Raw genomic sequence first — 26,529 nt, 5'->3', positions numbered from 1 at the left:
AGAGCATGCTGCAAGGCGCTGCGCTGAGTGAACAGATTATCCCCGAGCAGGCTTTTGCTACCGACGACAGCGTGGCGGTGCTGCGCTTCGCGGCGGAGGCGTTTACGGCAGGCATGGCGGTGGCGCTGGTGACCCTGGTGGAGATCCGCGGCGGCGCAGCAAGGCCGCTGGGGGCACAGATGGCCGTTCGCGAGGACGGGCTCTATTGCGGCTATGTCTCCGGCGGCTGCGTGGAGGCCGCTGCCGCGTACGAGGCGCTGGAGACCCTCGCCTGCGGCACGGACCGTCAGGTGAAGTATGGCGAGGGATCGCCGTGGTTCGATATTGTGCTCCCCTGCGGCGGCGGCATCACGTTGAACATCCATAAAGTGCGCACGGTACAGCCGCTGCTGGCGGTGCTGAACAGCCTCGCCCAGCGTAAACCGGTGGGACTGCATTACCTCCCCTCTTCCCAATCATTGCAGTCGGCGCCCTGGACACCCAGGACAGGCTGGAAGGACGATCGCTTCGAGCAGGGCTATCGCCCTTGCCCACGGCTACTGATCTATGGCGGGTCGGTGGAGGCGCAGGCCACAGCCAATGTGGCGCAGGCGGCGGGATACGAGGTGTATTGCAATCCCCCCACGGTTGAGCTGATGGATGCGGACACGGCGGTGATTTTGCTCTGGCACGATCAGCACAAGGAGCTGCCGGTGTTACAGGCCGCGCTGGGAGCGGCGCCGTTTTATATCGGTGCCCTGGGCAGCCAGCGCACCCACCAGCGGCGGGTGGGCAAACTGCGTGAGCTGGGCTGGAAAGATGCGGATATCGCGCGGATTAAGGCCCCGATTGGCATCTTCCCCCAGGCGCGGGATGCCAACACGCTGGCGCTGTCGGTGGTGGCGGACGTGGCGGCGGTAAGGGCCCACACGCGGTGATCCACCAGGATCTGGCGTCAAATGCTGCTGGTCGTGAGCGGCGAATAAGCATGGCGGGAATGCCAGTGACCGCCCGTCATCCTGTCGTATGCGGCGGCATAACCAGGGTACCGGCCTTACTGCTTTCTGGTGCTGGCGCGAACTTGTAACGTTGAGGGTAATTCGATGGCTTTATCTGTCGATTTGCCAGCCAGTAGATCAAGCAACGTTTTCCCTGCGACCGTTCCCGTCTCACTCCATGGGAATTCAACCGCCGTCAGCGCCGGGGAACAGACTGCGGCAAGGGTCCCCCCGCTCAGGCTTGCCAGAGCCAGGGCGTCAGGCACTTTTTGCCCTGCACCGTGGCAGGCCATAATGCAGCCGCAGGCAATTTCATCAGAGGTGCAAATCAGCGCATCCAGCTCTGGCCAGGTAATACGAATATCGCCCAGCAGGTTTAAACCGGTCGTAATACCTGCGGGCAGATGAGAAGTCACCACACGGTGGGGAGAGTGGTTAACGGAGAGCATGGCGCTGTTCCAGCCGCTCAGTACCTGGCGAAACATAATGTTATTGGACGCCGTGCAAAGCAGGCCGATATTCTTATATCCGGCCTGCACAAGCGATGTGACCAGCTTTTTGATGGCAGCAGCATAGTCAACGCCAATACTGACCCAGCTCGCATCGCGATTGATGGCACCAATTTCAACCACCGGCACGCCGGTGTTACTGATCATTTGCGAACAACTGCTGATGTTATCAATGTTGAACTGAACAATCGCCGCCGGGTTATAGGCGAGCATTTGCGCAAAAGCGCGCTCTTCGCTCTGCCCTCCCTGACTGGACTCAATAAACATCATGCTATAGCCCTGAGTCGCGAGCACGGTCTGCAGGGTTTCGGAGACGGCAAGAAAGCCCGGAGAAGAAAATGAGGGCACCACGCCCATCACCAGGCTGGAGTCAGCGGAGGCGAGGCTACGGGCCTGGAGATTGGGCACATAGCCCAGCTCACTCACTGCCGCTTCGATGCGGTTACGGAGTTCAGGATTCACTTTTTCAGGCATACGTAACGCGCGCGACACGGTCATCGTGCTAACGCCGACCAGTTTTGCAACTTCAGCGAGCGTAATTTTACCGGTGTTTTTCCTGCGTTTTTCTCTCGCGCTATCGTCCGCTTCTAACGTCTGCACTGATCTCCTCCTTTCGCCTGACTGGGCAACCATTGTAAATGATGTTTAGCGTTTTTCGCATTGCCCAACTGCAAAGTAATTACAAGTATCGATAATAAAGTTAGCGGTAACAAGGATTTTAACATTATTGCCGTGTTAGCGCTAACTTTGCGATACAGATCACGGTAAGCCGCAAAGTCATTCCACTATAGTAAGTTCACTTTCAACGCTATCGGGGTATTTATGATTACAACCTGGCTACCTGTAGAAAATATCCAGATTGTGGATTCAGTCAGCGACTGGAAACAGGCCATTAGGTTATCGGCTCAGCCCTTATTAGCGAAAGAGACGATTACCGAAGAATATGTTGAAGCCATTTTTAAGAGCCATCAGGAGCTGGGTCCTTATTATGTATTAGCTCCCGGCCTGGCGATGCCACATGCTCGCCCGGAGCAAGGAGCGATTAAAAACGGGCTGTCGCTTTTACATATTAAACAAGGGGTTTCTTTTAATGCCGACGAGAATGACCCTATTTATGTTGTGATTATGTTGTGTGCGCTTTCAGGAGATGAGCATATCAATATGATTACCAACCTGGCGGAGATTTTTAGCGATGATGAACGACTCTCAGCACTGCTGAAAGCATCAACAATGGAAACAATTCAAACTGTTATCAACGGATAAAGAGGTGAAGATGAAAAAGGTTCTGATTGTTTGCGGTAACGGTTTAGGCAGCAGTTTTATCGTCGAAATGAACGTAAAAAAAATAATTAAAGAGCTGAATAAAGAAGCAGAGGTTTCTCATACCGATCTGACTTCGGCAAAAAGTGAAACTGCCGATATTATTCTTAGCGCTAAGGATATTGCCGAACATCTTTCCAGCCATTCTGCCCAGGTCTTTGGCTTATCTAACCTGCTGGATAACAATAAAATCAAAGAAATTCTTTCCGAAAATCTCTGATTAATTATTTGCGGCCTTACGGAGTTATTCTATGCTGCAGTTTATTATTCATGATGTGTTGGGCACACCAGCAATCCTGGTCGGTCTCTTTTCCCTGATCGGCTTATTATTGCAGAAAAAAGCTTTTTCCGATGTTATTTCCGGAACCCTCAAAACCATTATGGGTTTTGTGATATTAACATCCGGAGCGGCGATTATCGCCACGACATTAACGACCTTTAGCCAGCTGTTTGAGCACTCATTCCATATTCAGGGAGTAGTGCCCAATACGGATGCTATGGCGGCGCTGGCCCAGAAAAACTACGGTACCGCAACGGCAATGATCATGGTCCTGGGGATGTTGTTTAACATTGTCCTGGCCCGTATTACACCGCTGAAGTACATCTTCCTGACGGGACACCACACGCTCTATATGTCGGCGATGCTGGCCGTTATCCTCTCAGTCGGCGGTCTGTCACCCCTGTGGGTGGTGCTGGTGGGTGCGGTGATCCTCGGCATCATGATGGTGGTCTCGCCGGCCATTCTGCAGCCGTTCACACGCAAAATAACTGGTACTGATGACCTGGCACTGGGCCACTTTGGTTCAACTGGCTATCTGCTGTCGGCGCTGGTGGGAAAAGCGATCGGTAAGGGCAGCCCGTCGATTGAAGAGCTGAAGGTACCGAAATCACTGAACTTCCTGCGTGACTCCTCGGTCGCCATCTCGCTGACGATGATGATCCTGTTCGTGATTCTGGTGCTGGTAGCAGGCAAAGAGTTTGTCGAAACCAGTATCAGCGGTGGTCAGAACTTTATCATCTTCGCCATTATCCAGTCGCTGACCTTCGCGGCAGGCGTGTGGATCATCCTGGCGGGCGTGCGCATGATTATTGCCGAAATTGTTCCGGCCTTTAAAGGCATCGCCGACAAACTGGTGAAAGACGCCAAACCGGCTCTCGACTGCCCTACCGTCTTTCCATTCGCTCCAAACGCGGTGATCGTCGGATTCCTGTCAAGCTTTGCCGCCGGTCTGGTGAGTATGTTCCTGTGCCCGCTCTTTGGTTTAAGCGTCATCGTTCCTGGCCTGGTGCCGCACTTCTTCTGCGGCGCGACGGCGGGCGTTTACGGCAACATCTGCGGAGGTCGCCGCGGCGCGGTGGTGGGTGCATTTGCTCACGGTCTGCTGATTTCATTTTTGCCGGCAATTTTGCTGCCTTTGATGGGCGACCTTGGCTTTGCATCCACCACCTTTGGCGATGCGGACTTCGGGGTGGTTGGCATCATTCTTGGGCATGTCGTATCACTGTTTAACTAATTGATTCTTTTGGAGGTAAGTATGGCGGCTAAATTTTCGCCCTCGTTAATGTGTATGGATTTAACGCAATTCAGAGAACAAATTACGGCAATGAACGGGCGGGCGGATTTTTATCACGTTGATATTATGGATGGCAGCTATGTGAAAAATATTACGCTATCACCGTTCTTTATCGAAAACCTGAAGAAAATAACCGATGTGCCAATCGATGTGCACCTTATGGTGAACCACCCGGAAGATATTATTCCGATGTGTATTGATGCAGGGGCCGATATTATCAGCTTCCATCCGGAGACGGCGAATAACAAAATATTCCGTCTGCTGAACCAGATTAAAGATGCGGGCCGTCGCTGTGGCGTGGTGTTGAACCCGGCTACCCCGGCTGATGCCATTAAAGAGTACGCGCATCTGCTGGATAAAGTGACCGTCATGTCGGTTGACCCAGGCTACGCCGGGCAGAAGTTTATTCCGGAATCACTCAACAAAATCAGAGAATTGATTGCGATGCGTGAAGCACATGGTTACCACTATCTGACCGAGATTGACGGCTCCTGCAACGAGAAAACCTTTAATGTGATCGCTCAGTCCGGTGTTGACGTCTTTATTGTAGGAACCTCTGGCCTGTTCTCCCTGGCGGATAATGTGAGTGATGCCTGGGATAAAATGGTCGATATTTACCAGCGCGAAGTCGCTGCCTGAAAATTGCAGTGCGCTCAGCCGTATTAAGCCATCGCGCAGGATAAAGGTCTTTTTAACCGGTCTGTCTCTTTATCCGCGCTCCTGATTAGTACGGTTGAGGGCGCTGTACCTTTTAGCACGTAGTTGCCAAAGCAAGAAGCATTTTGTATCCCCACTTATATCAATGCTTTTTTATTATCGAAGGTGAATTATGGATATTTCGGAAGTTCTTAACGTCAAAAATATCAAGTTAAGCATGAGTGCGAGAAGTAAGGAAGATGCCATTGAAGAATTAACGGATTTACTGGTGCAGGATGGCGCGGTCATTAATAAAGATGAATTTATTCGGGATGTCTGGCTGCGCGAGGAGCAGGGATCAACGGGATTCGAAAATCATATTGCGATCCCGCACGGTAAATCCTCGGCTGTCGCCCATACGGCATTGGCTATTGGGCGTACCCAACACGACATTCCCTGGGAAACGATGGACGGGAGCGATGTCCGCTGTATTATTTTATTTGCTGTTCGTCTGGCAGATCAGAATACCACTCACATCCGTTTATTATCACATGTCTCAGGCTCATTAGCCGACGAGGATATTATCGCTAAGTTGCTGGTAGAAACTGATCCTCAGAAGCTCATTGAGCTATTAAATTCAGAAGCTGAAGACCAGACCGTTTAATTCCGGAAATTATTACCTCTGCCATTATCTGATAAGTTTGAACATCTCAAAGCAAATTATGGAGAATACCCATGAATATCGTTGGAATTACAGCCTGTACTGTAGGTATTGCACATACATACATTGCGCAGAAGAAAATTGAAACAGCAGCAAAAAAAGCCGGTCACAATGTCAAAATTGAAACGCAAGGCACTATCGGTATCGAGAACGCCTTAACCGCTGAAGAAATTGCACAGGCCGATATTGTTCTGCTGGCCGCTGATGTAAAGGTATCTGGAGAAGAACGGTTCGCCGGAAAGCGAGTAGTTAAAGTTCCAACAGAAATGGCGGTTAAATCTCCTAATAAGCTTATTGAAAAGCTCAGTGAATTAGTGAATTCATAACGTTTACCTGTGCGTATCCTATAAATTAAAGGGCGTAATTTATGAATATAAAAGAAATATGGAAAGCAGCCAACCCTAAAGGTCATCTGCTTACTGCTATCTCGTTCTTAATTCCCATTGTCTGTGGTGCTGGATTTATTATTGCCATCGGCATGGGCCTAGGGGGTACGGTTCAGGACGCGTTAGTGCCGGGCCAGTTTGATCTGTGGCAGGCCTTAGCAACGATGGGCGCAAAGGCCCTTGGACTTTTGCCCGTCGTTATCGCTATCGGGATTTCCGGCTCGATCGCTGGCAAACCCGGTATTGCGCCGGGTTTTATTGTGGGCCTGGCGGCTAATGCTATTGGTGCAGGTTTCATCGGCGGCATGATCGGCGGCTACATTTCCGGGTATATTGCGCTTGCTATCATTAAAAATGTGAAGGTACCTGGCTGGGCTCGGGGCTTAATGCCTACACTGATTGTGCCATTTTTTGCCTCTATCATCAGCGCCCTGATCATGGTCTACATCATCGGTACGCCTATCGGTATTTTTACCGATGCGCTTACCTCTTTCCTGAGAAGTATGGGTACCTCTTCCAATTTAGTCTTAGGGGCTGTGATTGGCGCGTTGTGTATTGTTGATTTCGGCGGGCCGATCAATAAAACCTGCTTCGCATTCGTCTTAACGCTTCAGGCGCAGGGTATAAATGAACCCATTACTGCACTTCAGCTAGTGAATACGGCAACCCCTATCGGTCTGGGGCTGGCCTTTTTTATCGCCAAACTTCTGCGCAAAAACATCTATAACAACGAAGAGATCGAGATGTTGAAATCGGCGGTGCCGATGGGAGTGGTGAATATCGTGGAAGGTTCAATACCTATCGTGATGAACGATATCATTCGCGGCATTACCGCTGCGGCAATCGGTGGCGCCTGTGGTGGTGCCGTTACCATGGTATATGGTGCTGACGCAACCGTACCTTTCGGCGGCGTGTTGATGATTCCAACCATGTCACACCCCATGGCGGGTATTATGGCGTTACTGGTGAATATCGTTGTCACGGCTACTGTCTATGCCGTCATCAAAAAGGATGTTCCTCGCGACGTGGTTATAAACCACGATGATGAAGAGGAAGATATTAATCTGGATGACATCAAAATAAGCTAAGCCTGGACGTAAAAACACGCAGGGTAGATTGGCAACATTCTATGTTTCGCTGGGCGGTATCCAGGCTACTGGTGCTGCCCGAACACCTTCTCAGGCTTATGTAAACGGTGCAGGCTAAAAATTATGCAAAGAATATGTTCTGTTGATAATACCTGGGACTAACATTCCTGACTGGTGAATATCAGAGGTAACGCGTTGACTTAGATGGTGCCGATAATAGGAGTCGAACCTACGACCTTCGCATTACGAATGCGCTGCTCTACCAACTGAGCTATATCGGCTTTCAGGAGAGGTACTGCGGTGTAAAAGGGTAAGAAAAAGTGCCCACCTCGTCAACCCCTCCTCTTTTAGTCGTTGATTTTTACACCAACTCGCGCAAAAACCATGCAGAAAAAAGGGCTATTTTCGCCTTTCTTCACATTTTGTGGTTATTTGCCTGCATCGGCGATGCCATCTTCCCCCATTTCCCAACAGGATCGGCTATCTTCAGTTTTCATTTTGGCATCAAGCCCCGCCAGAACAGGTCGATAACAATTCTAATCGGAACACAGAAATGCCTGAGAGAGTGGGTACATAATGAATAAATTTTTTGTCACCGATGACATAGCTGGCACGGACCTTGAGCCAAAAAGAACCGCCAGCTTTATCAAACGCGCCCTGCTGCTGATGGTCTCTCTGCTAATGGTGCTGTTTATTATCGCCATCATCGCGCTGCTGACGATTGTGCGAAATATCAATGAAGACAGCGATAAGCACAGCGCCATGCTGCTGCAAAAGGCCATTCATAACCGTGTCGATACCCTCGCGACCCACATTAAAGACTATGCCTGGTGGGGAGAAGCCTACCAGCACCTGCATCCGAAGGTGGATATCGACTGGGCCTATACCCGCCAGAATATGGGCGCGACCCTCTGGCGCGATTTTGAGTACGAAGGGGTCTTCGTGCTGGATGTCAACGGGCAGACCCGTTATAGCGTCATCAACGGCAAGCTGGTGACACGCTCTCTGCAAGCCTGGCTGGGCGACGATCCCATGCCCGACCTGATTCAGAAAATAAGCAAACCGGACGCCGTCCCCGTATCTAACACGGTGGTACTGAAGGGAGGTCATCCGGCACTGGTAGCAGCAGCCAACATCACTACGGGCGATGACTCAAGCATTGCAGCTGCCCCCGGCCCAGCCTCGGTGCTGGTGTTTGTGGACGTGCTGGATGAGCGTAAACTCGCCGCGCTGGGTGAAGAGTACGGTATCGCCCAGACTCGCGTGCAGCATACGGGCACCTCAACGCTGGCAGGACGACGCGGGGTAGCCACCCTTCCCGTTGATGGTCAGCAGGTTACGTTCGAATGGAAAAGCGAAAATCCGGGTCGGGAGCTGCTGCGCTATATCCTGCCGCTGCTGATCCTGCTGGCGCTGTGCACCGCTATTCCCGGCGTGATGCTGGGGCGTAACGCGCTGAAAAAGGCGCGCATGTATGATGAAAATACCTGGCTGCTGGCGCAGAACCGTCTGGCGCTCACCGCCAGCGAACGGCGTTTTCGTGACGTTGCCGAGGCGACCACGGACTGGATCTGGGAGACGGACACCGAGCTGCGTTTTACCTGGCTTTCGGAGCGTTTTCCCGGGATCACCGGGCACAGCATATCGGCCTGGATTGGCCGTCCGCTCAGCGAGCTGATGGAGGCCGAAAACCAGTCGCTGGCGGAGTGGATCACCCTTCCCGGCCAGACGGGTCATCGCCGCCTGCTGCACTGCCGTTATCTTTCGGCGATGGGCCACCAGCGCTACTGCCATATTGCGATTAAACCGGTTATCGCGCCGGAGGGGATCACCGGCTACCGCGGCACCGCCACGGATGTCACTCTTGAAGTGGAGGCCCAGGCGCGCGTGGAGTATCTCTCCCGGCACGACGATCTCACCGGGCTGCCCAACCGGGTGCGGATGCGCGAGTTCCTTGAGGGCAAGCTGCGGGCGCAGCCTACGCAGATGCATCCGCTGGCGATGCTCAGCCTCGATCTCGATAAGTTCAAACCGGTCAACGATCTGTTTGGTCACAGTGCCGGCGATAGCGTACTGCATGAAGTTTCGACCAGGCTACGAGACTGTATCCGCGATTACGATCTGGTGGCGCGCCAGGGCGGGGACGAATTTATCCTGATTATCTCCGACATTCATGACAGGAAGTACGTTGATACCCTGTGCGAACGTATCATTGCCGAACTTACGCGCCCCTTCCTGATCAACGGGAATGAGATCGTAATCGGTGCCAGTATCGGCGTGGCTATCGCACCGCATGATGGGGTCGACGCGAGCGAGCTCCTGCGCTTCTCAGACATCGCCTTGTACAAAGCCAAAAGCACCGGCCGTAACAAGTGGGTATTTTATACGCCTGAAATGGCTGAACAGATGGTGCAGCGTCGCGAGATGGAAGAGAGCCTGCGCGACGGGATTAAAAAAGAGCAGTTCCATCTGGTCTATCAGCCGCGCTATGGTCACGACTCCTCGCGCATTATCGCCGTGGAGGCGCTGGTTCGCTGGGATCACCCTGAGCTCGGTCTGATCATGCCTGATCAGTTTATCTCCCTGGCCGAAGAGACCGGGCTGATCGTTCCGCTGAGCGACTGGGTGCTGAAAACCGCCTGTCGGGACGCGCAGCAGTCGCTGCACGGCCTCGCCGTGTCGGTGAATATCTCTGCCGTCGAGTTCCAGTCCTGGCAGGTCGTAGAGCGCATCAAAGAGGCGCTAGAGATATCGCAGTTAGATCCATCCCGGCTGGAGATTGAAATCACCGAAAACGCCACCCTGTGGAATCCTGAAAACAGCCTCGAAATCATGCTGGCGCTCAAGAAACTGGGCGTGAAGCTGCTGATGGACGATTTCGGCACCGGCTACTCCTCCCTGAGCTACCTGCGCAATTTCCCGTTCGATGGCATCAAGCTGGATAAATCGTTTATCGACGGTATGCCAGAGAGCGACAGCGCCAATACCATCGTCGAAAATATTATCGGCCTGGGTAAAGCGTTCTCGCTGAGTATTACGGCTGAAGGCGTAGAGAACGAAGGACAACTGCAAAAACTGATGATGATGGAGTGCGATGAAACCCAGGGCTATTACATCAGCAGGCCGCTCAGCCTGACAGCGCTAAAACAGCAAATCGCCGTGCTGGACCTGGCGGCGCAGAATCGGGCAGGTCTCAACACCAGAGCGAGCGCGGGCAACCGCTGAGGCTGCCCCCGCAGGCAATCAGGCGCGAATGGTATCGTCGCCGAAGCCAATCCATTTGTAGGTGGTGAGCGCTTCAAGACCCATCGGGCCGCGGGCATGCAGCTTCTGGGTGCTGACCGCCACTTCTGCGCCCAGACCAAACTGGCCGCCGTCGGTGAAGCGGGTGGAGGCGTTGACGTAAACCGCAGATGAGTCCACCTCGTTGATAAAGCGACCGGCATTGCTCAGGGTGCGGGTGAGGATCGCATCTGAATGCTGGGTGCCGTGTTCACGAATGTGCGCGATAGCATCGTCGAGATCGGCCACCACCTTCACGTTCAGATCCAGCGACAGAAACTCGTCGTCGTACTGCTCCGCTTTCACCGGTTCAACCTTCGCCGGGCCGTTCTGCAGCTGCGTCAGCGCGTTGGCATCGGCATGCAGAGTCACGCCGCTTTCCGCCATCTGCTTGCTCAGGGCAGGCAGGAAGGTCTCGGCGATGCCCTGGTGTACCAGCAGCGTCTCCACCGTGTTACAGGTGCTTGGGCGCTGGGTTTTGGCGTTGACGATGATCTTCAGGGCCGGTTCGAGCTCGGCAGTGTCATCTACAAAAATATGGCACACGCCAATACCACCGGTGATCACCGGGATCGTCGACTGCTCGCGGCACAGCTTATGTAAGCCTGCGCCACCGCGTGGGATCAGCATGTCGATATATTTGTCCATGCGCAGCATCTCGTTGACCAGGGCACGATCCGGGCTTTCAATCGCCTGTACCGCACCGGCTGGCAGGCCGCACTCTTCCAGCGCCTGCTGGATCACCTTTACCGTGGCGGCGTTGGTGCGCCAGGTCTCTTTTCCACCGCGCAGGATGGCGGCATTGCCGGTTTTCAGGCACAGCGAGGCGACATCAACGGTGACGTTCGGACGGGCTTCATAGATCACGCCAATCACCCCCAGCGGCACGCGGCGACGTTCGATGCGCAGGCCGCTGTCCAGCAGTCCGCCGTCAATCACCTGCCCTACCGGATCGGCCAGACTGCATACCTGACGCACATCGTCAGCAATGCTTTTCAGACGCGCAGGGTTTAATGCCAGGCGATCGAGCATCGCCTCGCTCAGACCGTTGCGGCGGGCTTCCAGCAGATCCTGCTCGTTAGCGAGCAAAATCTCGTGGGACTGGGCTTCCAGATAGTCAGCGATTTTTTCCAGCACGCGGTTTTTCTCGCGGCTGGAAAGGAGCGCCAGTTTGTACGAGGCGGCTTTGGCAGCGGCGCCCATTTGTTCCAGCATGTCCTGCTCCTTAACGGGTGATCATATCGTCGCGATGGACAGCAACCGGGCCGTACTCATAGCCGAGAATGGCATCGATCTGCTGTGAATGGTGGCCTGCAATGCGGCGCAGCGCATCGCTGTTGTAGCGGGAGACGCCGTGGGCAATGTCGCGCCCTTCCAGATTACAGATACGAATCACTTCACCACGGGAGAAGTTACCTGTCACGCTTTTAATTCCTTTTGGAAGCAATGAACTGCCTCTTTCCAGAATAGCGGCGGTGGCGCCCTCATCCACGGTGAGCTGTCCGGCGGGTGGCGCGCCGAAGATCCAGCGTTTGCGATTTTCCAGCGGGGTCGCTTCGGCATGGAAACGAGTGCCCACCGAGATGCCTTCCATGACATCGCCGATAACCCCCGGACGGCTGCCCGCGGCGATGATGGTGTCGATCCCGGCGCGGCAGGCCACATCGGCGGCCTGCAGTTTGGTCCCCATGCCGCCGGTGCCGAGGCCAGAGACGCTATCGCCCGCGATGGCGCGCAACGCATCGTCGATACCTTTTACATCGGTGATAAGTTCAGCCTGCGGGTTGGTACGCGGATCGGCGGTGAAGAGACCTTGCTGGTCGGTCAGCAGCAGCAGCTTGTCTGCGCCCGCCAGAATGGCGGCCAGCGCCGAAAGGTTATCGTTATCGCCGACTTTGATTTCTGCGGTGGCGACCGCGTCGTTTTCGTTAATGACCGGAACGATGTTGTTATCCAGCAGCGCGCGCAGGGTGTCGCGGGCGTTCAGAAAACGCTCCCGGTCTTCCATATCGGCGCGGGTCAACAGCATCTGTCCGACATGGATGCCATAGATGGAGAACAGCTGTTCCCAGAGCTGAATCAGACGGCTTTGCCCCACCGCCGCCAGCAACTGCTTGGAGGCAATAGTGGCCGGAAGTTCGGGGTAGCCCAGGTGTTCACGCCCGGCAGCAATCGCCCCGGAGGTGACAATCACAATACGGTGCCCTGCGGCGTGCAACTGCGCGCACTGGCGCACCAGCTCAACAATATGGGCGCGATTAAGGCGGCGCGATCCGCCTGTTAACACACTGGTACCGAGTTTTACCACCAGCGTCTGGCTGTCACTCATAGTTCTCTGCCGTTCAACAATAAGGGAAATGATATTAATCAGACTTTTTATCAGGACTGGGGTCCGTTGCCAACCGCCATAACGCAGAGGCAACCACTTTGTTGCGCGGGATCAGGAAGCGTAGCGGCAGAATTTGACGGTTTTATTACTGAAACAGAAAAATACAATTATTTAAAATTATTCTGAGATTGTCATAAAACGTTCATTACAGAACGTTAAAACCCTTCCTGTTTTTTCACGGAACAAAAGCATGAGCTTACTGTTCAGCGAATATTAGCGCGTATATAAAACCAGGATTGAAAATGAAAAAGAGTACTCTGGCATTAGTGGTAATGGGCGTTGTTGCTTCCGCATCTGTACAGGCAGCCGAAGTGTTTAATAAAAACGGCAATAAACTGGACGTTTACGGAAAAGTGAAAGCGATGCGTTATATCAGCGATGATGATGCCAAAGATGGTGACCAGACTTATGTGCGTTTCGGCTTTAAGGGCGAAACCCAGATTAACGATCAGCTCACCGGTTATGGCCGCTGGGAAGCTGAGTTCTCCGGCAATAAAGCTGAAAGCGACTCTTCACAGAAAACCCGTCTGGCCTTTGCCGGTATTAAGCTGAAGGATTTCGGCTCATTCGATTACGGTCGTAACCTCGGTGCGCTGTATGACGTTGAAGCCTGGACCGATATGTTCCCGGAATTCGGCGGTGACTCTTCTGCGCAGACCGACAACTTCATGACCAAGCGCTCCAGCGGCCTGGCAACTTATCGTAATAGTGACTTCTTCGGCGCCATCGATGGCCTGGATCTGACGCTGCAATATCAGGGTAAAAACGAAGGCCGCGAAGCTAAAAAACAGAACGGCGACGGCTTTGGTACCGCTCTGACCTATGACTTCGGCGGCAGCGACTTCGCCATTAGCGGCGCCTACACCAACTCTGACCGAACCAATGCCCAGAACCTGCTGGCGCGCGGCGAAGGTAAAAAAGCCGAAGCCTGGGGTACCGGCCTGAAATATGACGCCAACAACATTTATCTGGCAACCATGTACACCGAAACGCGTAATATGACGCCAATCTCCGGTGGCTTTGCCAATAAAGCGCAAAACTTCGAAGCCGTTGCGCAATATCAGTTTGACTTTGGTCTGCGTCCATCCCTGGGTTATGTCCAGTCAAAAGGCAAGGATATTGAAGGCATCGGTGATGAAGATATCGTGAAATATATCGACGTCGGCGCGACCTACTATTTCAACAAAAATATGTCCGCGTTTGTTGATTATAAAATCAACCAGATTGATGACAACAATAAACTGGGTGTGAGCAGCGATGACATCGTTGCGCTGGGTATGACCTACCAGTTCTGATTTATGCCGATAAAAAACCCGGCTAAGCGCCGGGTTTTTTTATTGTCTTTTTGATGCCGGGCTTATGCTGTCAGCTTCACCGGTTCATTGGTGAAATCATCAGCAGGCTCGAGTTTCAGATCGAACGTTGCCAGCAGCGTACGGGCTTTTTCGTGGAATTCACGCAAGGTATGCTCAAGGCGCTGGATCACTTCTGGATCCTTAATGGCCATCTCCTGCCAGTGACCCTCTTTATTGAACAGGCCAAACTGATAGTTGTAGGTGAAGCGTGACGCTTCTGCTTCCATTTCCATCCACCATCCCCAGAATTCGCGCTTCTCCGGCGCTGGCTTTACGTTAACGCAAACTGCCAGGCAATCGAAAAAGAAGCGATTCTCTTCGCACTGCTCTTCGCGGATGTAGGGGCCAAGAGCCATAAACTTCTTGATCATCCTACTTTTCGGATGTCCACTCGGTAACGTCATTGCGATCTCCTTTTGTGAAGCCACTGTTTTACCAAACCCAAAAAAATTAGCAATCTCTTAACTCAATCTCTGATGGATCCAGCGCGTGATCTGCTGCAGTGCTTTGTCAAAATTCTCATACACCGGGCTGAACGGCACCTCCAGCAGCTTGCCATCCACAGATGACGAGGTGATTAAGCGGGACTCCTCTTCCGGGCTGAAGGGATCGTTTTTCCAGAAACCAGAGAGCATTGGCGTAGGGCAACGACGCCCCAGCAGCCCCTGCATTTTCAAAGAGTAGCGGTTGAGCTCTACGCGCAGCGCCTCGTCCGAGGCATCGTGCATACCCAGCCGGCTGGCCAGCACATCAAGGTACATCTCCGGCACGCTGCTCTGGCGGGCAGGTTCGCTTAACAGGGCGTGAACCACCGGCCCCAGACAGGCCACCGCCTTCAGACGTGAAGATTCGAGATAAGCCAGACGGACAGCGACATTGGCGCCAAAGCGGAAACCAAACGCCGCTACGCGGGTGTGATACACCCACGGGTTTTGCTCCAGCGCTCTCAGGGCATGCTGGTGGAGCAAGCTGGAATCCTGGGTCAGTTTCCATTTTGACGAAAAGCCAATAGAGGGCATGTCGAGGGTCAGCATCGCCAGCCCTTTCGGCGCCAGGTAGCGCTCATACAGGCTGTAGTAATCGGTTTGCAGGGAGTCGAGGCCGCCGCACATCATCACCGTCGGGAAGGGGCCGTCGCCCGCGGGCATATGGAGGAAGCCGGTGACTGCCGGGCCGCCGGGGATGGTAAAGCTGATTTCCCGCATCCGGCCAGGCAGGTGCTGGGCCGCCTCCTGATAGGCGCGGTTTGCCAGCGCCTGGGCCTGCTCTGCCAGCTCGTCGCCTTTCAGGTGCGGGTAAGCCGCAATGCTGTAGAGGTTAGAGGCGTGCAGCCAGTGCTGGCCACTTAACAGAGGATCCTCCTCCTGGCTGGCCTTCTGCTGCCAGATCATCGCCTGTTTTGCCCATTCATAGATCCAGTTGCCGCCGCGATAGCCCACCACCGTGTCGTACAGTTCACTGTCGGTGCGCTCGGCCTGGCTCATGACAATACGCGCCTGCACGTCGAGAATTTCGCGGGGATCGACACCACGCCAGATCCACATCAGGCGGTTAACCATGCGATACCAGTGCGGGATATTTTTGCCATCGAGCGCGGACTGTACTGACGGCTGTGTACTGCCGTTAAAACGACGAACCAGCGTCGACGTTTCCGGGTGCTTGAACTTGGGCTTGAAGAGAATTTCGCTGAGATTCGCCTGGGACATTGCGCGCTGCCTCTATAGATACGTCAGAGAGGGTCATTGTAACGCGCCAGTGGCGAAAAAATAACGCCCGGCATCACCGGGCGTTAAAAAATATGGATTAGCGACCAGAAATAGGTGGGACGAATACAACGCCCATATCCCATGGCTGCTCGATCCAGGTATCCTGTGGGATATCAATGACATAATCGTCAACCAGCGGCTTGCCGGCTGGTTTCGCGAAGATAGTGACGAAATGCGCTTTTGGATACATTTCGCGGATAGCCACTGCCGTACCGCCGGTATCAACCAGATCGTCAATCACGATGAAACCTTCACCATCGCCTTCAGCGCGTTTCAGCACTTTCAGCTCACGCTGGTTGTCATGGTCGTAGCTGGAGATGCACACGGTATCGACATGACGAATACCCAGCTCACGTGCCAGCAGTGCCCCTGGTACCAGGCCGCCGCGGCTGACAGCGATGATGCCTTTCCACTGTTCGGATGGCATCAGGCGCGCAGCCAGTTTACGTGCATGAATCTGCAACATGTCCCAGGTGACGATGTATTTTTCGCTCATGTGAATTGTCCCAGCCTGTGTTTATACGGCTTAAAAAGTGTTCGAGGGGGAAAATGGTTGCGCGAGATTATAGAGATCTGAAGCACTAAAAACCAGTGCTAAGCGGTTACAGCGGGAGTTTTTACTTGCTTACCCCTACCAGCCGACAGAGAAAGTGGTATTCTCAAACCCACCTCGCAAGTCTGACTTGTGGTAACTCTAAACCTGCTAACCCCGTGACCTGCAAGATTGTCTGCAGGAGATCGACAAGGAGACTTACTGTGTCTGAACTGTCTCAACTATCGCCACAGCCGCTGTGGGATATTTTTGCCAAAATTTGCTCCATTCCTCACCCGTCCTATCACGAAGAACAGCTTGCCGAACACATCATGGGCTGGGCGAAGGAAAAAGGGCTGCACGCCGAACGCGACCAGGTTGGCAACATTCTGATCCGCAAACCCGCCACCGCAGGCATGGAAAACCGTAAACCGGTTGTGCTGCAGGCGCACCTGGACATGGTGCCACAGAAGAACAACGACACCGTTCACGACTTCACCAAAGATCCGATTCAGCCGTACATCGACGGCGAGTGGGTTAAAGCCCGCGGCACCACCCTGGGTGCCGATAACGGTATCGGTATGGCCTCTGCGCTGGCGGTGCTGGCCGACGATAGCGTTGAGCATGGTCCGCTGGAAGTGCTGCTGACCATGACCGAAGAAGCCGGTATGGATGGCGCGTTTGGTCTGCAACCGAACTGGCTGCAGGCGGATATCCTGATCAATACCGACTCCGAAGAGGAAGGCGAAATCTATATGGGTTGCGCCGGGGGGATTGATTTTATCTCCACGCTGCCACTGACCCGTGAAGCGATCCCGGCAGGGTTCCAGACCTTTAAGCTGACGCTGAAAGGTCTGAAAGGCGGCCACTCCGGCGGTGACATCCACTTAGGGTTAGGCAACGCCAACAAACTGCTGGCCCGTTTCCTGGCCGGTCATGCTGCCGAGCTGGATCTGCGTCTGGTGGATTTCAATGGCGGTACGCTGCGTAACGCTATCCCGCGTGAAGCGTTCGCGACCGTGGCGGTTGCCGCAGACAAAGCCGATGCGCTGAAAAAGCTCTCCTCCGTTTATCTGGATATCCTGAAAAACGAACTGGACGCCAAAGAGAAGAACCTGACCGTGGTTCTGGAAGCGAGCACCAGCGATAAAGCGGCGCTGACTGAACAGTCCCGCGACCGCTTTGTTCAGCTGCTGAACGCCACGCCAAACGGCGTGATCCGCAACTCTGACGTGGCGAAAGGCGTGGTGGAAACCTCTCTGAACGTCGGCGTGGTGACCATGGCTGACGACAGCGCAGAGATCATCTGCCTGATCCGCTCCCTGATCGACAGCGGGAAAGATTACGTGGTGAGCATGCTGGAATCTCTGGGCAAACTCTCTGGCGCGCAGACCGTCGCCAAGGGCAGCTACCCGGGCTGGCAGCCAGATGCGAGCTCGCCGGTGATGGCGCTGGTGCGTGAAACCTATCAGCGTCTGTTCAACAGCACGCCGAACATTCAGGTGATCCACGCTGGTCTGGAGTGCGGTCTGTTCAAAAAACCGTACCCGGATATGGATATGGTGTCTATCGGGCCAACCATTACCGGTCCGCACTCGCCGGATGAGCAGGTTCATATTGAAAGCGTGGGCCATTACAGGACCCTGCTGACGGAACTGCTGAAAGCGATCCCGGCGAAGTAATCAGCCGACTGTTGCCCGGCGGCACTGCGTTTGCCGGGCCTACAAGGTCAACGTCGTTTGTCATTTGTAGGCCCGGTAAGCGTGAGCGCCACCGGGCAGTAGTTTGTAGGCCCGGTAAGCGCGAGCGCCACCGGGCTTTTTTACAGCCCCAGCACCAGCTGCCGTTCAAGCTGCGGATCCAGCAGCGTGACATGTAATCCCACCAGCCGCACCCCGCGCCCTGCCCGACGCTCTTCCCAGGTTTTCTTCGCGGTGGCGATCAGATCTTCCTTGTTGAGCCGCGGCCAGACGTGCTCCTGCGTAGTTTGCTGAAAGTCGTTAAACTTCAGTTTTACCCCCTGCCGGGCAATCAGCAGATCCGGTTTGACCTTCGCCAGCCGCCGTTCCAGTTCCGGATAAAGCTGTTCGACAATAATGGTTTCACAGGCTGCCCACTCGTGGATATCCTCAGCCAGGGTCCGTTCCACACCGACCGATTTACGCAGCCGCTCGCTGTTAACGTTGCGCTCGTCAATGCCCTGGCTTCGCTCCCAGAGCACCCGGCCAAACTTACCAAAGCGCTTAAGTAACATGCCCAGATCGCTGTTCTGCACATCCTCGCAGGTGCGCAGTCCCATCTTCTCCAGCTTTGCCGCAGAGACTTTACCCACGCCGGGGATCTTGCTGAGCGGCAACGTTTTGATAAATGCCGGGACCTCGTCGGGGGTGATCACATACTGACCGTTGGGCTTATTGAGATCCGAGGCAATTTTGGCGAGAAATTTAACCGGGGCGACGCCCGCCGAGGCGGTGAGCTGCAGCTCATTGAAAATCGTCTGACGGATCTCCTGCGCCATCAGCGTGGCGGAGCCGTGACAGTGCAGGCTGTCGGTGACATCCAGATAGGCTTCATCCAGCGACAGCGGTTCAATCAGGGAGGTGTAGCGGGAAAAGATGTCGCGGATATGGCTGGAGGCTTCTTTGTAGGCATCGAAACGCCCCGGTAGTAAGGTGAGATGCGGGCAGAGTTTTAACGCCATGGCGGTTGGCATGGCGCTGCGCACCCCGAACTTACGCGCCGGATAGTTAGCGGTACTGATCACGCCACGCCGCTCGCGACTGCCGCCAATGGCAATGGGGATATCCCGCAGCGCCGGGTTATCCCGCATCTCCACCGCAGCAAAAAAACAGTCCATATCGACATGGATGATTTTGCGCATAGTCTTCACCACACCTGTAATTACATCCAGTATAACAAAGTACAAAAAATGCGTCAGCAGTTTTACTGTCTCACTTCTGTCATTAAATCGTGGTACAAGATAGAGCCAATAAACGCTTTAAATTCATCAAGTTAATGCATTTAAAATGGAAATTTATTCATGAAAAAGATGATTATCGCTTCACTGCTGATCGCCTCAAACGCCTGGGCTGACCCGCAAATTATTGCTCACCGCGGCGGAACCGCCGATGCGCCGGAGAATACGCTGCCTGCCATCGCCCTGGCGCTGGAAAATCATGCTCAGGCTATCTGGATAACCGTGCAGCTCAGCCGTGACGGCGTTCCCGTTCTGTATCGTCCCAGCGATTTGAGCGCGTTAACCCCCGCTCAGGGAAAAGTGTCCCAGTACACCCAGGCAGAGCTGGCGACATTTAACGCAGGTGCGAAATGGAAAGAGAGCGTTACCGGCGCCACTATTCCAACGCTGAAAGCCGTGCTTGAACGCTGGCCTGAGACCCGCTTCTATATTGATATCAAATCCCCGGATGCTGATGCGGCCGGGATGGGCAAGCAGCTGCTGACCGTGCTGAAAGAGACCAACAGCCTGAACCGCGTGCGCGTGTACTCTACCGAAGATCGCTATCTGGATGCGCTGCCTGCAGAAATACCGCGTTTTGTCACCCGCAGTGAAACGCGTACCCGGCTGGCAAATATCTCGCTGAACCACGTGTGCCAGGCACCAGCAAAGACAATGGACGCATACTGGTACGGGCTGGAGCTGAACCGCAAGGTCGAGGTGGTGGAGAAATTTACCCTGGGCGAGGGGATCTCTCCGGCAACCCTGACATGGGACAAAGAGGCGATGGACTGTTTCCGCTCGCAGGGGAATGGTCACATTATCCTGCTGGGGGTAAATTCCGCGGAGGATTACCAGAAAGCAAAAGCGCTGGGGGCCGATGGGGTGATGGTCGATTCCCCAGCCCAGGCGCGGGAGTGGCTTAAGTAAAAAAAACAGGCCGCTTGATGCGGCCTGTTTATTTCAGAGGATCCGGTTTTGCTGGCGCTGCGCCTCACGCGCCATACGCTTTTTACGCGCATCGCACGGCTCAGGGCAATCGCAAACTTTCTCCATACCCAGGGAAGAGATGCCACCACAGCTGCCCTGAATGCTTTTGCGCTTAATCAGCCAGCCGAGGGACATGCCGAAGATCACCAGCACAAAAACGGCAAAGGTCAGCACGAAGGTCATCATCATCAGCCTCCAAAATCATCCAGCATGATGTTCTCATCTTCCACGCCCAAATCCTGCAGCATTTTAATGACTGCGGCGTTCATCATCGGCGGACCACACATGTAGAACTCACAGTCTTCCGGCGCGGCATGGTGCTTCAGATAGTTTTCATACAGGACGTTATGAATAAAGCCGGTATAGCCGGTCCAGTTGTCTTCCGGCTGCGGATCGGAAAGCGCAATGTGGAAGGTAAAGTTCGGGTTGTCCCGCGCAAGCTGTTCAAACTCATCCTGATAGAACATTTCGCGCAGCGAACGGGCACCATACCAGAAGCTGATTTTACGCTTACTGCCGAGGCGCTTAAGCTGGTCAAAAATGTGCGAGCGCATCGGCGCCATGCCGGCGCCCCCGCCGATAAAGACCATTTCGGCGTCGGTATCTTTAGCAAAGAACTCACCAAATGGACCGGAGATAGTGACTTTATCTCCCGCTTTCAGCGACCAGATATAAGAAGACATGATCCCCGGCGGTGCGTCCGGCACGTTTGGTGGCGGCGTGGCAATACGCACGTTGAGCATGATAATGCCCTTCTCTTCCGGGTAGTTGGCCATTGAATAGGCGCGCAGCGTCGGCTCTTTTACCTCAGAGACAAAACGGAACAGGTTGAATTTATCCCAGTCACCGCGGTACTTCTCAGGCACATCAAAATCTTTATACGCGACAGTATGTTCCGGGCATTCAATCTGAATGTATCCGCCCGCACGGAACGGCACGTCTTCCCCGTCGGGAACCCGCAGCTTAAGCTCTTTAATGAAGGTGGCTTTGTTATCGTTGGAGATAACTTCACACTGCCACTTCTTAATGCCGAAGATCTCCTCCGGCAATTCGATCTTCATGTTCTGGCGAACCGCCACCTGGCAAGCCAGACGACAGCCCTCTTTCGCCTCGCGCTTGCTGATGTGCGACAGCTCGGTTGGCAGAATATCGCCGCCGCCCTCTTTGACGGTCACGCGGCATTGTCCGCACGAGCCACCGCCACCGCAGGCAGAGGAGATAAAAATGCCATTGCCAGAGAGGGTGTTCAGCAGCTTGTCGCCCGCAGGCGTCAGGATCTGCTTATCTGCCTCATCGTTTATCTCAATGATCACATCGCCGGAATTGACCAGCTTTGAGCGCGCCACCAGAATCAGCCCCGAGAGCACCAGCACGATCAGCGTGAACATCACTACGCCAAGAATAATTTCCATAGATTTTGCCCTTACAGCTGCACACCGGAGAAGGACATAAAGCCCAGCGCCATCAGACCAGTGGTGATAAAGGTGATCCCTAAGCCGCGCAGACCGGCCGGCACGTTGGCATACTTCATTTTTTCACGCAGACCCGCCAACGCCACGATAGCCAGCATCCAGCCAATACCAGAGCCGAAACCGTACACTATCGACTCGGTAAAGTTGTAATCACGCTGAACCATAAACGATACGCCACCGAAGATGGCGCAGTTCACCGCAATCAGCGGCAGGAAGATGCCCAGCGCCGTATACAGTGACGGGAAGTATTTATCGAGGATCATCTCGAGGATCTGAACCAGTGCCGCAATCACCCCAATGAAGGTGATAAAGTTGAGGAAGCTCAGGTCAATCCCCTCAACCAGCGCGCTGTCGCGTAGCACCAGGTTAAATACCAGGTTGTTGATCGGGACCGACAGCCCCAGCACCACCGTGACGGCAATGCCCAGCCCGAAGGCGGTCGATACCTTTTTGGAGACCGCGAGGAAAGTACACATCCCGAGGAAAAACGCGAGCGCCATGTTTTCGACAAACACCGCGCGCACAAACAAGCTAATGTAATGAGCCATTGTCGGTTACTCCTTTTCCTGCTGTTCAGGGCGCCAGGTTCTCACCGCCCAGATCAACAAACCGATAATGAAGAACGCGCTGGGCGCCAGCAGGAACAAGCCGTTTGGCAGATACCAGCCACCGTTTTGTACGGTTTCAAGGACAGGAATACCAAACAGTTTGCCGCTGCCAAGAAGCTCGCGCAGGAAACCGACCGTCAGCAGGATCACGCCATAGCCAAGACCGTTGCCGATACCGTCCATAAAGCTGGCCAGCGGCGGCATTTTCATCGCATAGGCTTCTGCACGTCCCATCACGATGCAGTTGGTGATGATCAGGCCAACAAAGACCGACAGCTGTTTTGAGATTTCGTAGGCAAATGCCCGCAGCAGCTGATCCACCACAATGACCAGCGAGGCGATGATCGCCATCTGCACGATAATGCGCACGCTGTTCGGGATGTGGTGGCGGATCATTGAGATAAACAAGCTGGAAAACGCCGTCACCAGCGTCACCGCCAGGGTCATCACCACGGCGGTCTCCAGTTTTGTGGTGACCGCCAGCGCCGAACAGACGCCCAGTACCTGCAGGGTAATCGGGTTGTTGGCGATGAGCGGCCCAATAAGCACCCGTTTAACTTCTTTCAGTTCGCCCACATCAGCCATTGTTCAGCTCTCCTTCACGTACCTTTTTGAGAAAAGGACCAAAACCCATCTCGCCCATCCAGAAATCAAAGCTATGCTGCACACCGTTTGAGGTCAGCGTGGCGCCCGACAGGCCATCGACGGCGTACTCATCACCCGGACGCGCCCCGCCTTTCACCACTTTAAGCGCCGGCTGGCCGTTATCATCCAGCACTTTTTTGCCGACAAACTGCGCCCGCCAGGCTGGGTTTTCGACTTCGCCACCCAACCCCGGGGTTTCGCCCTGATCGTAGTAAGTGATGCCCTTGACGGTGCGTCCATCGGTGTTGAGCGCCACGAAGGCATACATCATCGACCACAGACCATTGCCATAGACCGGCAGAACCAACTCCTGGACACGGTTTTGTTCATCGCGCACCAGGTAAATTTCCGCCGTATTGCTGCGGCGTTTAATCCCTGCCGGATCCTGGCTGGCATCCAGTTCGGTGCTGCGCTGCGGATCTTTCAGCGCCTGGGCCTGATTGTATGTGGATGGATCGGTCTCCAGCAGCTCGCCAGTATTGAGATCCACCAGACGTGGCGTGATACGTGAAGCAAAGGTCTGCGCCACATCCTCAGCCCTCATTTCGCCGTTCATCAGCCCGGCGACGGCCAGGATGTTACGTTGTTTATCCAGGGCGCGTTGCTCCTGCTGACGGGATTTAAGACCCACCGCAGATCCTGCTACCACAATGGAGCAGACCAGGCAAAGCACCACCACCACCATCAGCGTCTTGCCGATAGTGTCATTATTTCTAATCTCAGCCACGCGCCTTCCTCCGTTTGATGTTGGCACGCACCACCAGGTAATCGAACAGCGGCGCAAACAGGTTGGCGAACAGGATCGCCAGCATCATCCCTTCCGGATAGGCCGGGTTCACCACGCGGATAAGGACGCACATCGCACCAATAAGCGCCCCGTAATACCATTTTCCTTTATTGGTAAAGGATGCCGAAACCGGATCTGTCGCCATAAACATCATGCCGAAGGCGAACCCGCCCAGCACCAGATGCCAGTACCACGGCATGGCGAACATCGGATTCGTCGCCGAACCGATCAGGTTGAACAGCGTCGCGGTGAGGATCATGCCAAGCATGACGCCTGCCACAATGCGCCAGGAGGCGACACGGCCAAAGAGAATGATGGCTCCGCCAATCAGGATCATCAGCGTGGAAACTTCGCCGACTGACCCAGGAATGGTACCGATAAAGGCATCGAACCAGCTAACCGGCTGTCCGGTGGCGTTGTTGACCAGCGCCTCACCGCCGCGAGCGGCCCACTGGGAGAGTGGCGTTGCGCCGGAAAACCCGTCGGCGGCGGTCCAGACCAGATCGCCGGAGATTTGCGCCGGATAAGCAAAGAACAGGAACGCACGCCCGGCGAGGGCCGGGTTAAGGAAGTTACGCCCGGTACCGCCGAAGATCTCCTTCGCCATCACCACACCAAAGGTGATCCCCAGCGCCGCCTGCCACAGTGGCAACGTCGGTGGCACAATCAGGGCAAACAGAATGGAGGTGACAAAGAAGCCTTCGTTGATTTCATGCTTACGCACGATGGCAAACAGCACTTCCCAGAAGCCGCCGACCAGAAAGACCGTCATGTAAATGGGCAGGAAGTAGACCGCCCCCAGCGTCATCATGCTGATCCAGCCGGCATCAGGCGCAAAGCTCACGCCCAGCGTCTGCGCCAGCCGGTAGTGCCAGTCGCCAGCGATAACCTGCTGAAGCTGCTGCGCATCGTACAGATGGTTAAGCGCGGGGATGGTTTGCAGACCGACGTTGTACATGCCCCAGAACATCGCCGGGAACACAGCGAACCAGACGAGGATCATCATACGTTTGAGATCGATGGCGTCGCGCACGTGCGCGGCCCCTTTCGTCACCTGCCCTTGCGTATACAGGAGCGTCGCGGTCGCTTCAAACAGCGGGTAGTACTTTTCCAGCTTGCCGCCGTGAGTAAAATGCGGCTCCAGTTTTTCAATGAGATGTTTCAGGCCCATCAGTTATCCTTCCTGCTCAATGCGGGTTAACACCTCGCGCAACACCGGTCCGTATTCATATTTGCCGGGGCAAACGTAGGTGCAGAGCGCCAGATCTTCTTCATCCAGCTCCAGACAGCCCAGCGCCTGAGCACCGTCAGTATCACCCGCCAGCAGATCGCGCAGCAGCACGGTCGGCAGGATGTCGAGCGGCATCACCCGTTCGTAGTTGCCGATAGGCACCATCGCCCGCTCGCCGCCGTTGGTATCGGTGGAGAAGTTGAACAGCTTGTTGCGCAGGAAATGGCCCAGCGTCGTACGAGTGATGGAGAACTTCTCTTTGCCCGGCATCACCCAGCCAAAGAGCTCTTTCTCACGCCCTTCCTTCACCACGCTGACCTGCAAATGGAAGCGCCCGAGGTACGCCTGCACCCCGACGGCATGTCTGCCGCTCAGCACAGAACCCGAAATATGACGGTTTTCACCTTCCAGGGTTTCGTCCACCAGCAGCTCGTTGATGTCTGCGCCAAGGCAGGTGCGTACCAGACGCGGATGGCGCATCTGCGGGCCGCCCAGGGCGATAACCCGCTCGGTGCAAAGCTGGCCGGTAGTGAACAGCTTGCCGATAGCGATAACGTCCTGATAGTTCAGATGCCAGACCTGTTTGGTCAGGCTGACCGCCTCCAGGAAATGGATGTGCGTACCCACAAGCCCTGCCGGATGCGGCCCGGCGAAGGTATTAAAGGTGACTTGCCCCTGCGGGTGTCCGCCCAGTTTGCCGCCGCTTGCCTGGCAGACATGCACTTTGCCCTCCGTCAGACGCGTGAGCAGGGTTAGCCCGGCATCAAATGCCTGACGCTGCGCCAGAATGAGCGGCTGCGGGTCGGCACAGAGCGGGTTGGTGTCCATGGCGGTGACAAAAATGGCTGCCGGGACGGTGCCGGGCACCGGGGTTTTGCTGAAGGGGCGGGTACGAAATGCCGTCCACAGTCCCGACTCCAGCAGTTGGGATTGCACAGCCTCACGGGTAAGGGTGGCGAGCGCCGTCGCATCGTGACGGGTAAACTCGCGCTCACCCTCACCTTCGATGCGGATCACCACCGACTGTAGTACCCGGCGTTCGCCACGATTGATGGCGACGACCGTCCCGCTGGCGGGTGCGGTAAAGAAGACCCCAGGATTTTTTTTATCCTCGAATAGCGGCTGCCCCTTGATGACGCTGTCGCCTTCCTGTACCAGCATCGTGGGGCGCATGCCCACGTAATCGTCCCCCAGAAGCGCAACGTGGCGAGGCATCGGACAGGGCGAAATCTGCTGATCGGGAATGCCAGAAATCGGCAAATCAAGTCCTTTTCTGATTCTAATCATAGTGTTAGTTGTTATCCA

Annotated in this window: 26 protein-coding genes and 1 tRNA gene; 12 read left to right on the top strand and 15 right to left on the bottom strand. The window is 54.7% G+C overall.

Annotated elements, in window-relative coordinates; all coding sequences use genetic code 11:
• Positions 1-5 precede the first annotated feature (5 nt).
• Entirely contained in the window at positions 6-917 is a 912-nt protein-coding gene (locus WFM46_RS05790; RefSeq protein WP_103178399.1) for an XdhC family protein, read from the top strand.
• Positions 918-1,033: 116 nt separating this feature from the next.
• Here WFM46_RS05790 and WFM46_RS05785 read toward each other — a convergent pair whose 3' ends face one another.
• Positions 1,034-2,086: a LacI family DNA-binding transcriptional regulator gene (locus WFM46_RS05785; protein ID WP_103178398.1), complete on the bottom strand. Its 1,053-nt coding sequence runs from the start codon at positions 2,084-2,086 to the stop codon at positions 1,034-1,036.
• Between the two features lie 222 nt (positions 2,087-2,308).
• On the opposite strand from WFM46_RS05785, the gene WFM46_RS05780 reads away from it, so the two are divergent.
• The 7 genes from WFM46_RS05780 to WFM46_RS05750 all read left to right on the top strand — a co-directional run bounded on the left by WFM46_RS05780 (position 2,309) and on the right by WFM46_RS05750 (position 7,211).
• Positions 2,309-2,749, top strand: a complete 441-nt coding sequence (locus WFM46_RS05780; protein WP_336997225.1) for a PTS sugar transporter subunit IIA — start codon at positions 2,309-2,311, stop codon at positions 2,747-2,749.
• A gap of 10 nt (positions 2,750-2,759) precedes the next feature.
• Positions 2,760-3,026 (top strand): PTS sugar transporter subunit IIB, encoded by a 267-nt coding sequence (locus WFM46_RS05775; protein ID WP_103178396.1) that lies wholly within the window; start codon positions 2,760-2,762, stop codon positions 3,024-3,026.
• A 31-nt stretch (positions 3,027-3,057) separates the two neighbouring features.
• A complete protein-coding gene (locus WFM46_RS05770; protein WP_103178395.1) occupies positions 3,058-4,320 on the top strand; it encodes a PTS ascorbate transporter subunit IIC in 1,263 nt (420 codons plus the stop codon).
• A 21-nt stretch (positions 4,321-4,341) separates the two neighbouring features.
• Positions 4,342-5,019 (top strand): D-allulose 6-phosphate 3-epimerase, encoded by a 678-nt coding sequence (alsE, locus tag WFM46_RS05765; RefSeq protein ID WP_103178394.1) that lies wholly within the window; start codon positions 4,342-4,344, stop codon positions 5,017-5,019.
• Positions 5,020-5,209: 190 nt separating this feature from the next.
• The gene (locus WFM46_RS05760) at positions 5,210-5,680 is read left to right on the top strand and encodes a PTS sugar transporter subunit IIA (RefSeq protein WP_214421643.1); all 471 of its coding nucleotides are present in this window, start codon (positions 5,210-5,212) and stop codon (positions 5,678-5,680) included.
• A gap of 71 nt (positions 5,681-5,751) precedes the next feature.
• On the top strand, positions 5,752-6,063 hold the full coding sequence (locus tag WFM46_RS05755) for a PTS fructose transporter subunit IIB (protein WP_103178392.1): 312 nt from the start codon (positions 5,752-5,754) through the stop codon (positions 6,061-6,063).
• A gap of 41 nt (positions 6,064-6,104) precedes the next feature.
• Positions 6,105-7,211: a PTS fructose transporter subunit IIC gene (locus WFM46_RS05750; protein WP_103178391.1), complete on the top strand. Its 1,107-nt coding sequence runs from the start codon at positions 6,105-6,107 to the stop codon at positions 7,209-7,211.
• 205 nt (positions 7,212-7,416) lie between these two features.
• On the opposite strand, the gene WFM46_RS05745 is transcribed toward WFM46_RS05750, so the two are convergent.
• Positions 7,417-7,492 (bottom strand) — tRNA-Thr (locus WFM46_RS05745).
• Between the two features lie 295 nt (positions 7,493-7,787).
• On the opposite strand from WFM46_RS05745, the gene WFM46_RS05740 reads away from it, so the two are divergent.
• Positions 7,788-10,436, top strand: a complete 2,649-nt coding sequence (locus tag WFM46_RS05740; RefSeq protein ID WP_336997224.1) for a bifunctional diguanylate cyclase/phosphodiesterase — start codon at positions 7,788-7,790, stop codon at positions 10,434-10,436.
• An 18-nt stretch (positions 10,437-10,454) separates the two neighbouring features.
• Here the strand turns inward: WFM46_RS05740 and proA are convergent, their stop codons facing one another.
• The gene (gene proA, locus WFM46_RS05735; protein WP_103178390.1) at positions 10,455-11,708 is read right to left on the bottom strand and encodes a glutamate-5-semialdehyde dehydrogenase; all 1,254 of its coding nucleotides are present in this window, start codon (positions 11,706-11,708) and stop codon (positions 10,455-10,457) included.
• A gap of 10 nt (positions 11,709-11,718) precedes the next feature.
• Positions 11,719-12,822 carry a glutamate 5-kinase gene (gene proB, locus WFM46_RS05730; protein ID WP_103178389.1) on the bottom strand — a complete coding sequence of 368 codons (1,104 nt, stop codon included), beginning with the start codon at positions 12,820-12,822 and terminating at the stop codon, positions 11,719-11,721.
• A 302-nt stretch (positions 12,823-13,124) separates the two neighbouring features.
• Here proB and phoE point away from each other — a divergent pair, with 302 nt between their 5' ends.
• On the top strand, positions 13,125-14,177 hold the full coding sequence (gene phoE / locus WFM46_RS05725) for a phosphoporin PhoE (protein WP_156653956.1): 1,053 nt from the start codon (positions 13,125-13,127) through the stop codon (positions 14,175-14,177).
• 62 nt (positions 14,178-14,239) lie between these two features.
• Here the strand turns inward: phoE and crl are convergent, their stop codons facing one another.
• From crl to gpt, 3 genes are all read right to left on the bottom strand, one after another.
• Positions 14,240-14,641: a sigma factor-binding protein Crl gene (gene crl / locus WFM46_RS05720; RefSeq protein WP_103178387.1), complete on the bottom strand. Its 402-nt coding sequence runs from the start codon at positions 14,639-14,641 to the stop codon at positions 14,240-14,242.
• A 57-nt stretch (positions 14,642-14,698) separates the two neighbouring features.
• The gene (gene frsA, locus WFM46_RS05715; protein WP_336997223.1) at positions 14,699-15,943 is read right to left on the bottom strand and encodes an esterase FrsA; all 1,245 of its coding nucleotides are present in this window, start codon (positions 15,941-15,943) and stop codon (positions 14,699-14,701) included.
• Between the two features lie 97 nt (positions 15,944-16,040).
• Complete coding sequence (gpt, locus tag WFM46_RS05710; protein WP_032616685.1) at positions 16,041-16,499, bottom strand: xanthine phosphoribosyltransferase; 459 nt, start codon at positions 16,497-16,499, stop codon at positions 16,041-16,043.
• Between the two features lie 260 nt (positions 16,500-16,759).
• On the opposite strand from gpt, the gene pepD reads away from it, so the two are divergent.
• A complete protein-coding gene (gene pepD / locus WFM46_RS05705; RefSeq protein WP_336997222.1) occupies positions 16,760-18,217 on the top strand; it encodes a cytosol nonspecific dipeptidase in 1,458 nt (485 codons plus the stop codon).
• A 140-nt stretch (positions 18,218-18,357) separates the two neighbouring features.
• Here the strand turns inward: pepD and dinB are convergent, their stop codons facing one another.
• Positions 18,358-19,416: a DNA polymerase IV gene (dinB, locus tag WFM46_RS05700; RefSeq protein ID WP_156653954.1), complete on the bottom strand. Its 1,059-nt coding sequence runs from the start codon at positions 19,414-19,416 to the stop codon at positions 18,358-18,360.
• 159 nt (positions 19,417-19,575) lie between these two features.
• On the opposite strand from dinB, the gene WFM46_RS05695 reads away from it, so the two are divergent.
• Positions 19,576-20,421 (top strand): glycerophosphodiester phosphodiesterase family protein, encoded by an 846-nt coding sequence (locus WFM46_RS05695; protein WP_180210851.1) that lies wholly within the window; start codon positions 19,576-19,578, stop codon positions 20,419-20,421.
• A gap of 33 nt (positions 20,422-20,454) precedes the next feature.
• Here WFM46_RS05695 and nqrM read toward each other — a convergent pair whose 3' ends face one another.
• The 7 genes from nqrM to WFM46_RS05660 are packed head-to-tail and all read right to left on the bottom strand — an operon-like array spanning position 20,455 to position 26,511.
• Positions 20,455-20,670 carry a (Na+)-NQR maturation NqrM gene (gene nqrM, locus WFM46_RS05690; protein WP_168192001.1) on the bottom strand — a complete coding sequence of 72 codons (216 nt, stop codon included), beginning with the start codon at positions 20,668-20,670 and terminating at the stop codon, positions 20,455-20,457.
• Complete coding sequence (gene nqrF, locus WFM46_RS05685) at positions 20,670-21,893, bottom strand: NADH:ubiquinone reductase (Na(+)-transporting) subunit F (RefSeq protein WP_103178381.1); 1,224 nt, start codon at positions 21,891-21,893, stop codon at positions 20,670-20,672. The genes nqrM and nqrF overlap by 1 nt, the downstream gene beginning before the upstream one ends.
• An 11-nt stretch (positions 21,894-21,904) precedes the next feature.
• Entirely contained in the window at positions 21,905-22,501 is a 597-nt protein-coding gene (nqrE, locus tag WFM46_RS05680) for an NADH:ubiquinone reductase (Na(+)-transporting) subunit E (protein WP_103178380.1), read from the bottom strand.
• Positions 22,502-22,507: 6 nt separating this feature from the next.
• The gene (locus WFM46_RS05675; protein ID WP_103178379.1) at positions 22,508-23,146 is read right to left on the bottom strand and encodes an NADH:ubiquinone reductase (Na(+)-transporting) subunit D; all 639 of its coding nucleotides are present in this window, start codon (positions 23,144-23,146) and stop codon (positions 22,508-22,510) included.
• On the bottom strand, positions 23,139-23,933 hold the full coding sequence (locus WFM46_RS05670; protein ID WP_180210848.1) for a Na(+)-translocating NADH-quinone reductase subunit C: 795 nt from the start codon (positions 23,931-23,933) through the stop codon (positions 23,139-23,141). The genes WFM46_RS05675 and WFM46_RS05670 overlap by 8 nt, the downstream gene beginning before the upstream one ends.
• Positions 23,926-25,164, bottom strand: a complete 1,239-nt coding sequence (locus tag WFM46_RS05665; RefSeq protein ID WP_156653952.1) for an NADH:ubiquinone reductase (Na(+)-transporting) subunit B — start codon at positions 25,162-25,164, stop codon at positions 23,926-23,928. Before WFM46_RS05665 ends, WFM46_RS05670 begins: the two co-directional genes overlap by 8 nt.
• A 3-nt stretch (positions 25,165-25,167) precedes the next feature.
• On the bottom strand, positions 25,168-26,511 hold the full coding sequence (locus tag WFM46_RS05660) for a Na(+)-translocating NADH-quinone reductase subunit A (protein WP_156653951.1): 1,344 nt from the start codon (positions 26,509-26,511) through the stop codon (positions 25,168-25,170).
• Between the last annotated feature and the right edge of the window lie 18 nt (positions 26,512-26,529).

The organism is Leclercia sp. M50 (assembly GCF_037150775.1).
GTDB lineage: Bacteria > Pseudomonadota > Gammaproteobacteria > Enterobacterales > Enterobacteriaceae > Enterobacter.
This window is presented reverse-complemented; position numbering and strand designations above follow the sequence as displayed.

Excerpts from the sequence above, each read along its gene's own strand:
- WFM46_RS05740 (WP_336997224.1), top strand. The coding sequence starts at position 7,788 with ATGAATAAATTTTTTGTCACCGATGACATAGCTGGCACGGACCTTGAG.
- crl (WP_103178387.1), bottom strand. The coding sequence starts at position 14,641 with ATGACGTTACCGAGTGGACATCCGAAAAGTAGGATGATCAAGAAGTTT.
- phoE (WP_156653956.1), top strand. The coding sequence starts at position 13,125 with ATGAAAAAGAGTACTCTGGCATTAGTGGTAATGGGCGTTGTTGCTTCC.
- WFM46_RS05755 (WP_103178392.1), top strand. The coding sequence starts at position 5,752 with ATGAATATCGTTGGAATTACAGCCTGTACTGTAGGTATTGCACATACA.
- nqrM (WP_168192001.1), bottom strand. The coding sequence starts at position 20,670 with ATGATGATGACCTTCGTGCTGACCTTTGCCGTTTTTGTGCTGGTGATC.
- proA (WP_103178390.1), bottom strand. The coding sequence starts at position 11,708 with ATGCTGGAACAAATGGGCGCCGCTGCCAAAGCCGCCTCGTACAAACTG.
- WFM46_RS05770 (WP_103178395.1), top strand. The coding sequence starts at position 3,058 with ATGCTGCAGTTTATTATTCATGATGTGTTGGGCACACCAGCAATCCTG.
- WFM46_RS05780 (WP_336997225.1), top strand. The coding sequence starts at position 2,309 with ATGATTACAACCTGGCTACCTGTAGAAAATATCCAGATTGTGGATTCA.
- WFM46_RS05790 (WP_103178399.1), top strand. The coding sequence starts at position 6 with ATGCTGCAAGGCGCTGCGCTGAGTGAACAGATTATCCCCGAGCAGGCT.
- alsE (WP_103178394.1), top strand. The coding sequence starts at position 4,342 with ATGGCGGCTAAATTTTCGCCCTCGTTAATGTGTATGGATTTAACGCAA.
- nqrF (WP_103178381.1), bottom strand. The coding sequence starts at position 21,893 with ATGGAAATTATTCTTGGCGTAGTGATGTTCACGCTGATCGTGCTGGTG.
- nqrE (WP_103178380.1), bottom strand. The coding sequence starts at position 22,501 with ATGGCTCATTACATTAGCTTGTTTGTGCGCGCGGTGTTTGTCGAAAAC.
- WFM46_RS05760 (WP_214421643.1), top strand. The coding sequence starts at position 5,210 with ATGGATATTTCGGAAGTTCTTAACGTCAAAAATATCAAGTTAAGCATG.
- WFM46_RS05675 (WP_103178379.1), bottom strand. The coding sequence starts at position 23,146 with ATGGCTGATGTGGGCGAACTGAAAGAAGTTAAACGGGTGCTTATTGGG.
- dinB (WP_156653954.1), bottom strand. The coding sequence starts at position 19,416 with ATGCGCAAAATCATCCATGTCGATATGGACTGTTTTTTTGCTGCGGTG.
- WFM46_RS05665 (WP_156653952.1), bottom strand. The coding sequence starts at position 25,164 with ATGGGCCTGAAACATCTCATTGAAAAACTGGAGCCGCATTTTACTCAC.
- proB (WP_103178389.1), bottom strand. The coding sequence starts at position 12,822 with ATGAGTGACAGCCAGACGCTGGTGGTAAAACTCGGTACCAGTGTGTTA.
- gpt (WP_032616685.1), bottom strand. The coding sequence starts at position 16,499 with ATGAGCGAAAAATACATCGTCACCTGGGACATGTTGCAGATTCATGCA.
- WFM46_RS05775 (WP_103178396.1), top strand. The coding sequence starts at position 2,760 with ATGAAAAAGGTTCTGATTGTTTGCGGTAACGGTTTAGGCAGCAGTTTT.
- WFM46_RS05695 (WP_180210851.1), top strand. The coding sequence starts at position 19,576 with ATGAAAAAGATGATTATCGCTTCACTGCTGATCGCCTCAAACGCCTGG.
- WFM46_RS05750 (WP_103178391.1), top strand. The coding sequence starts at position 6,105 with ATGAATATAAAAGAAATATGGAAAGCAGCCAACCCTAAAGGTCATCTG.
- frsA (WP_336997223.1), bottom strand. The coding sequence starts at position 15,943 with ATGTCCCAGGCGAATCTCAGCGAAATTCTCTTCAAGCCCAAGTTCAAG.
- WFM46_RS05660 (WP_156653951.1), bottom strand. The coding sequence starts at position 26,511 with ATGATTAGAATCAGAAAAGGACTTGATTTGCCGATTTCTGGCATTCCC.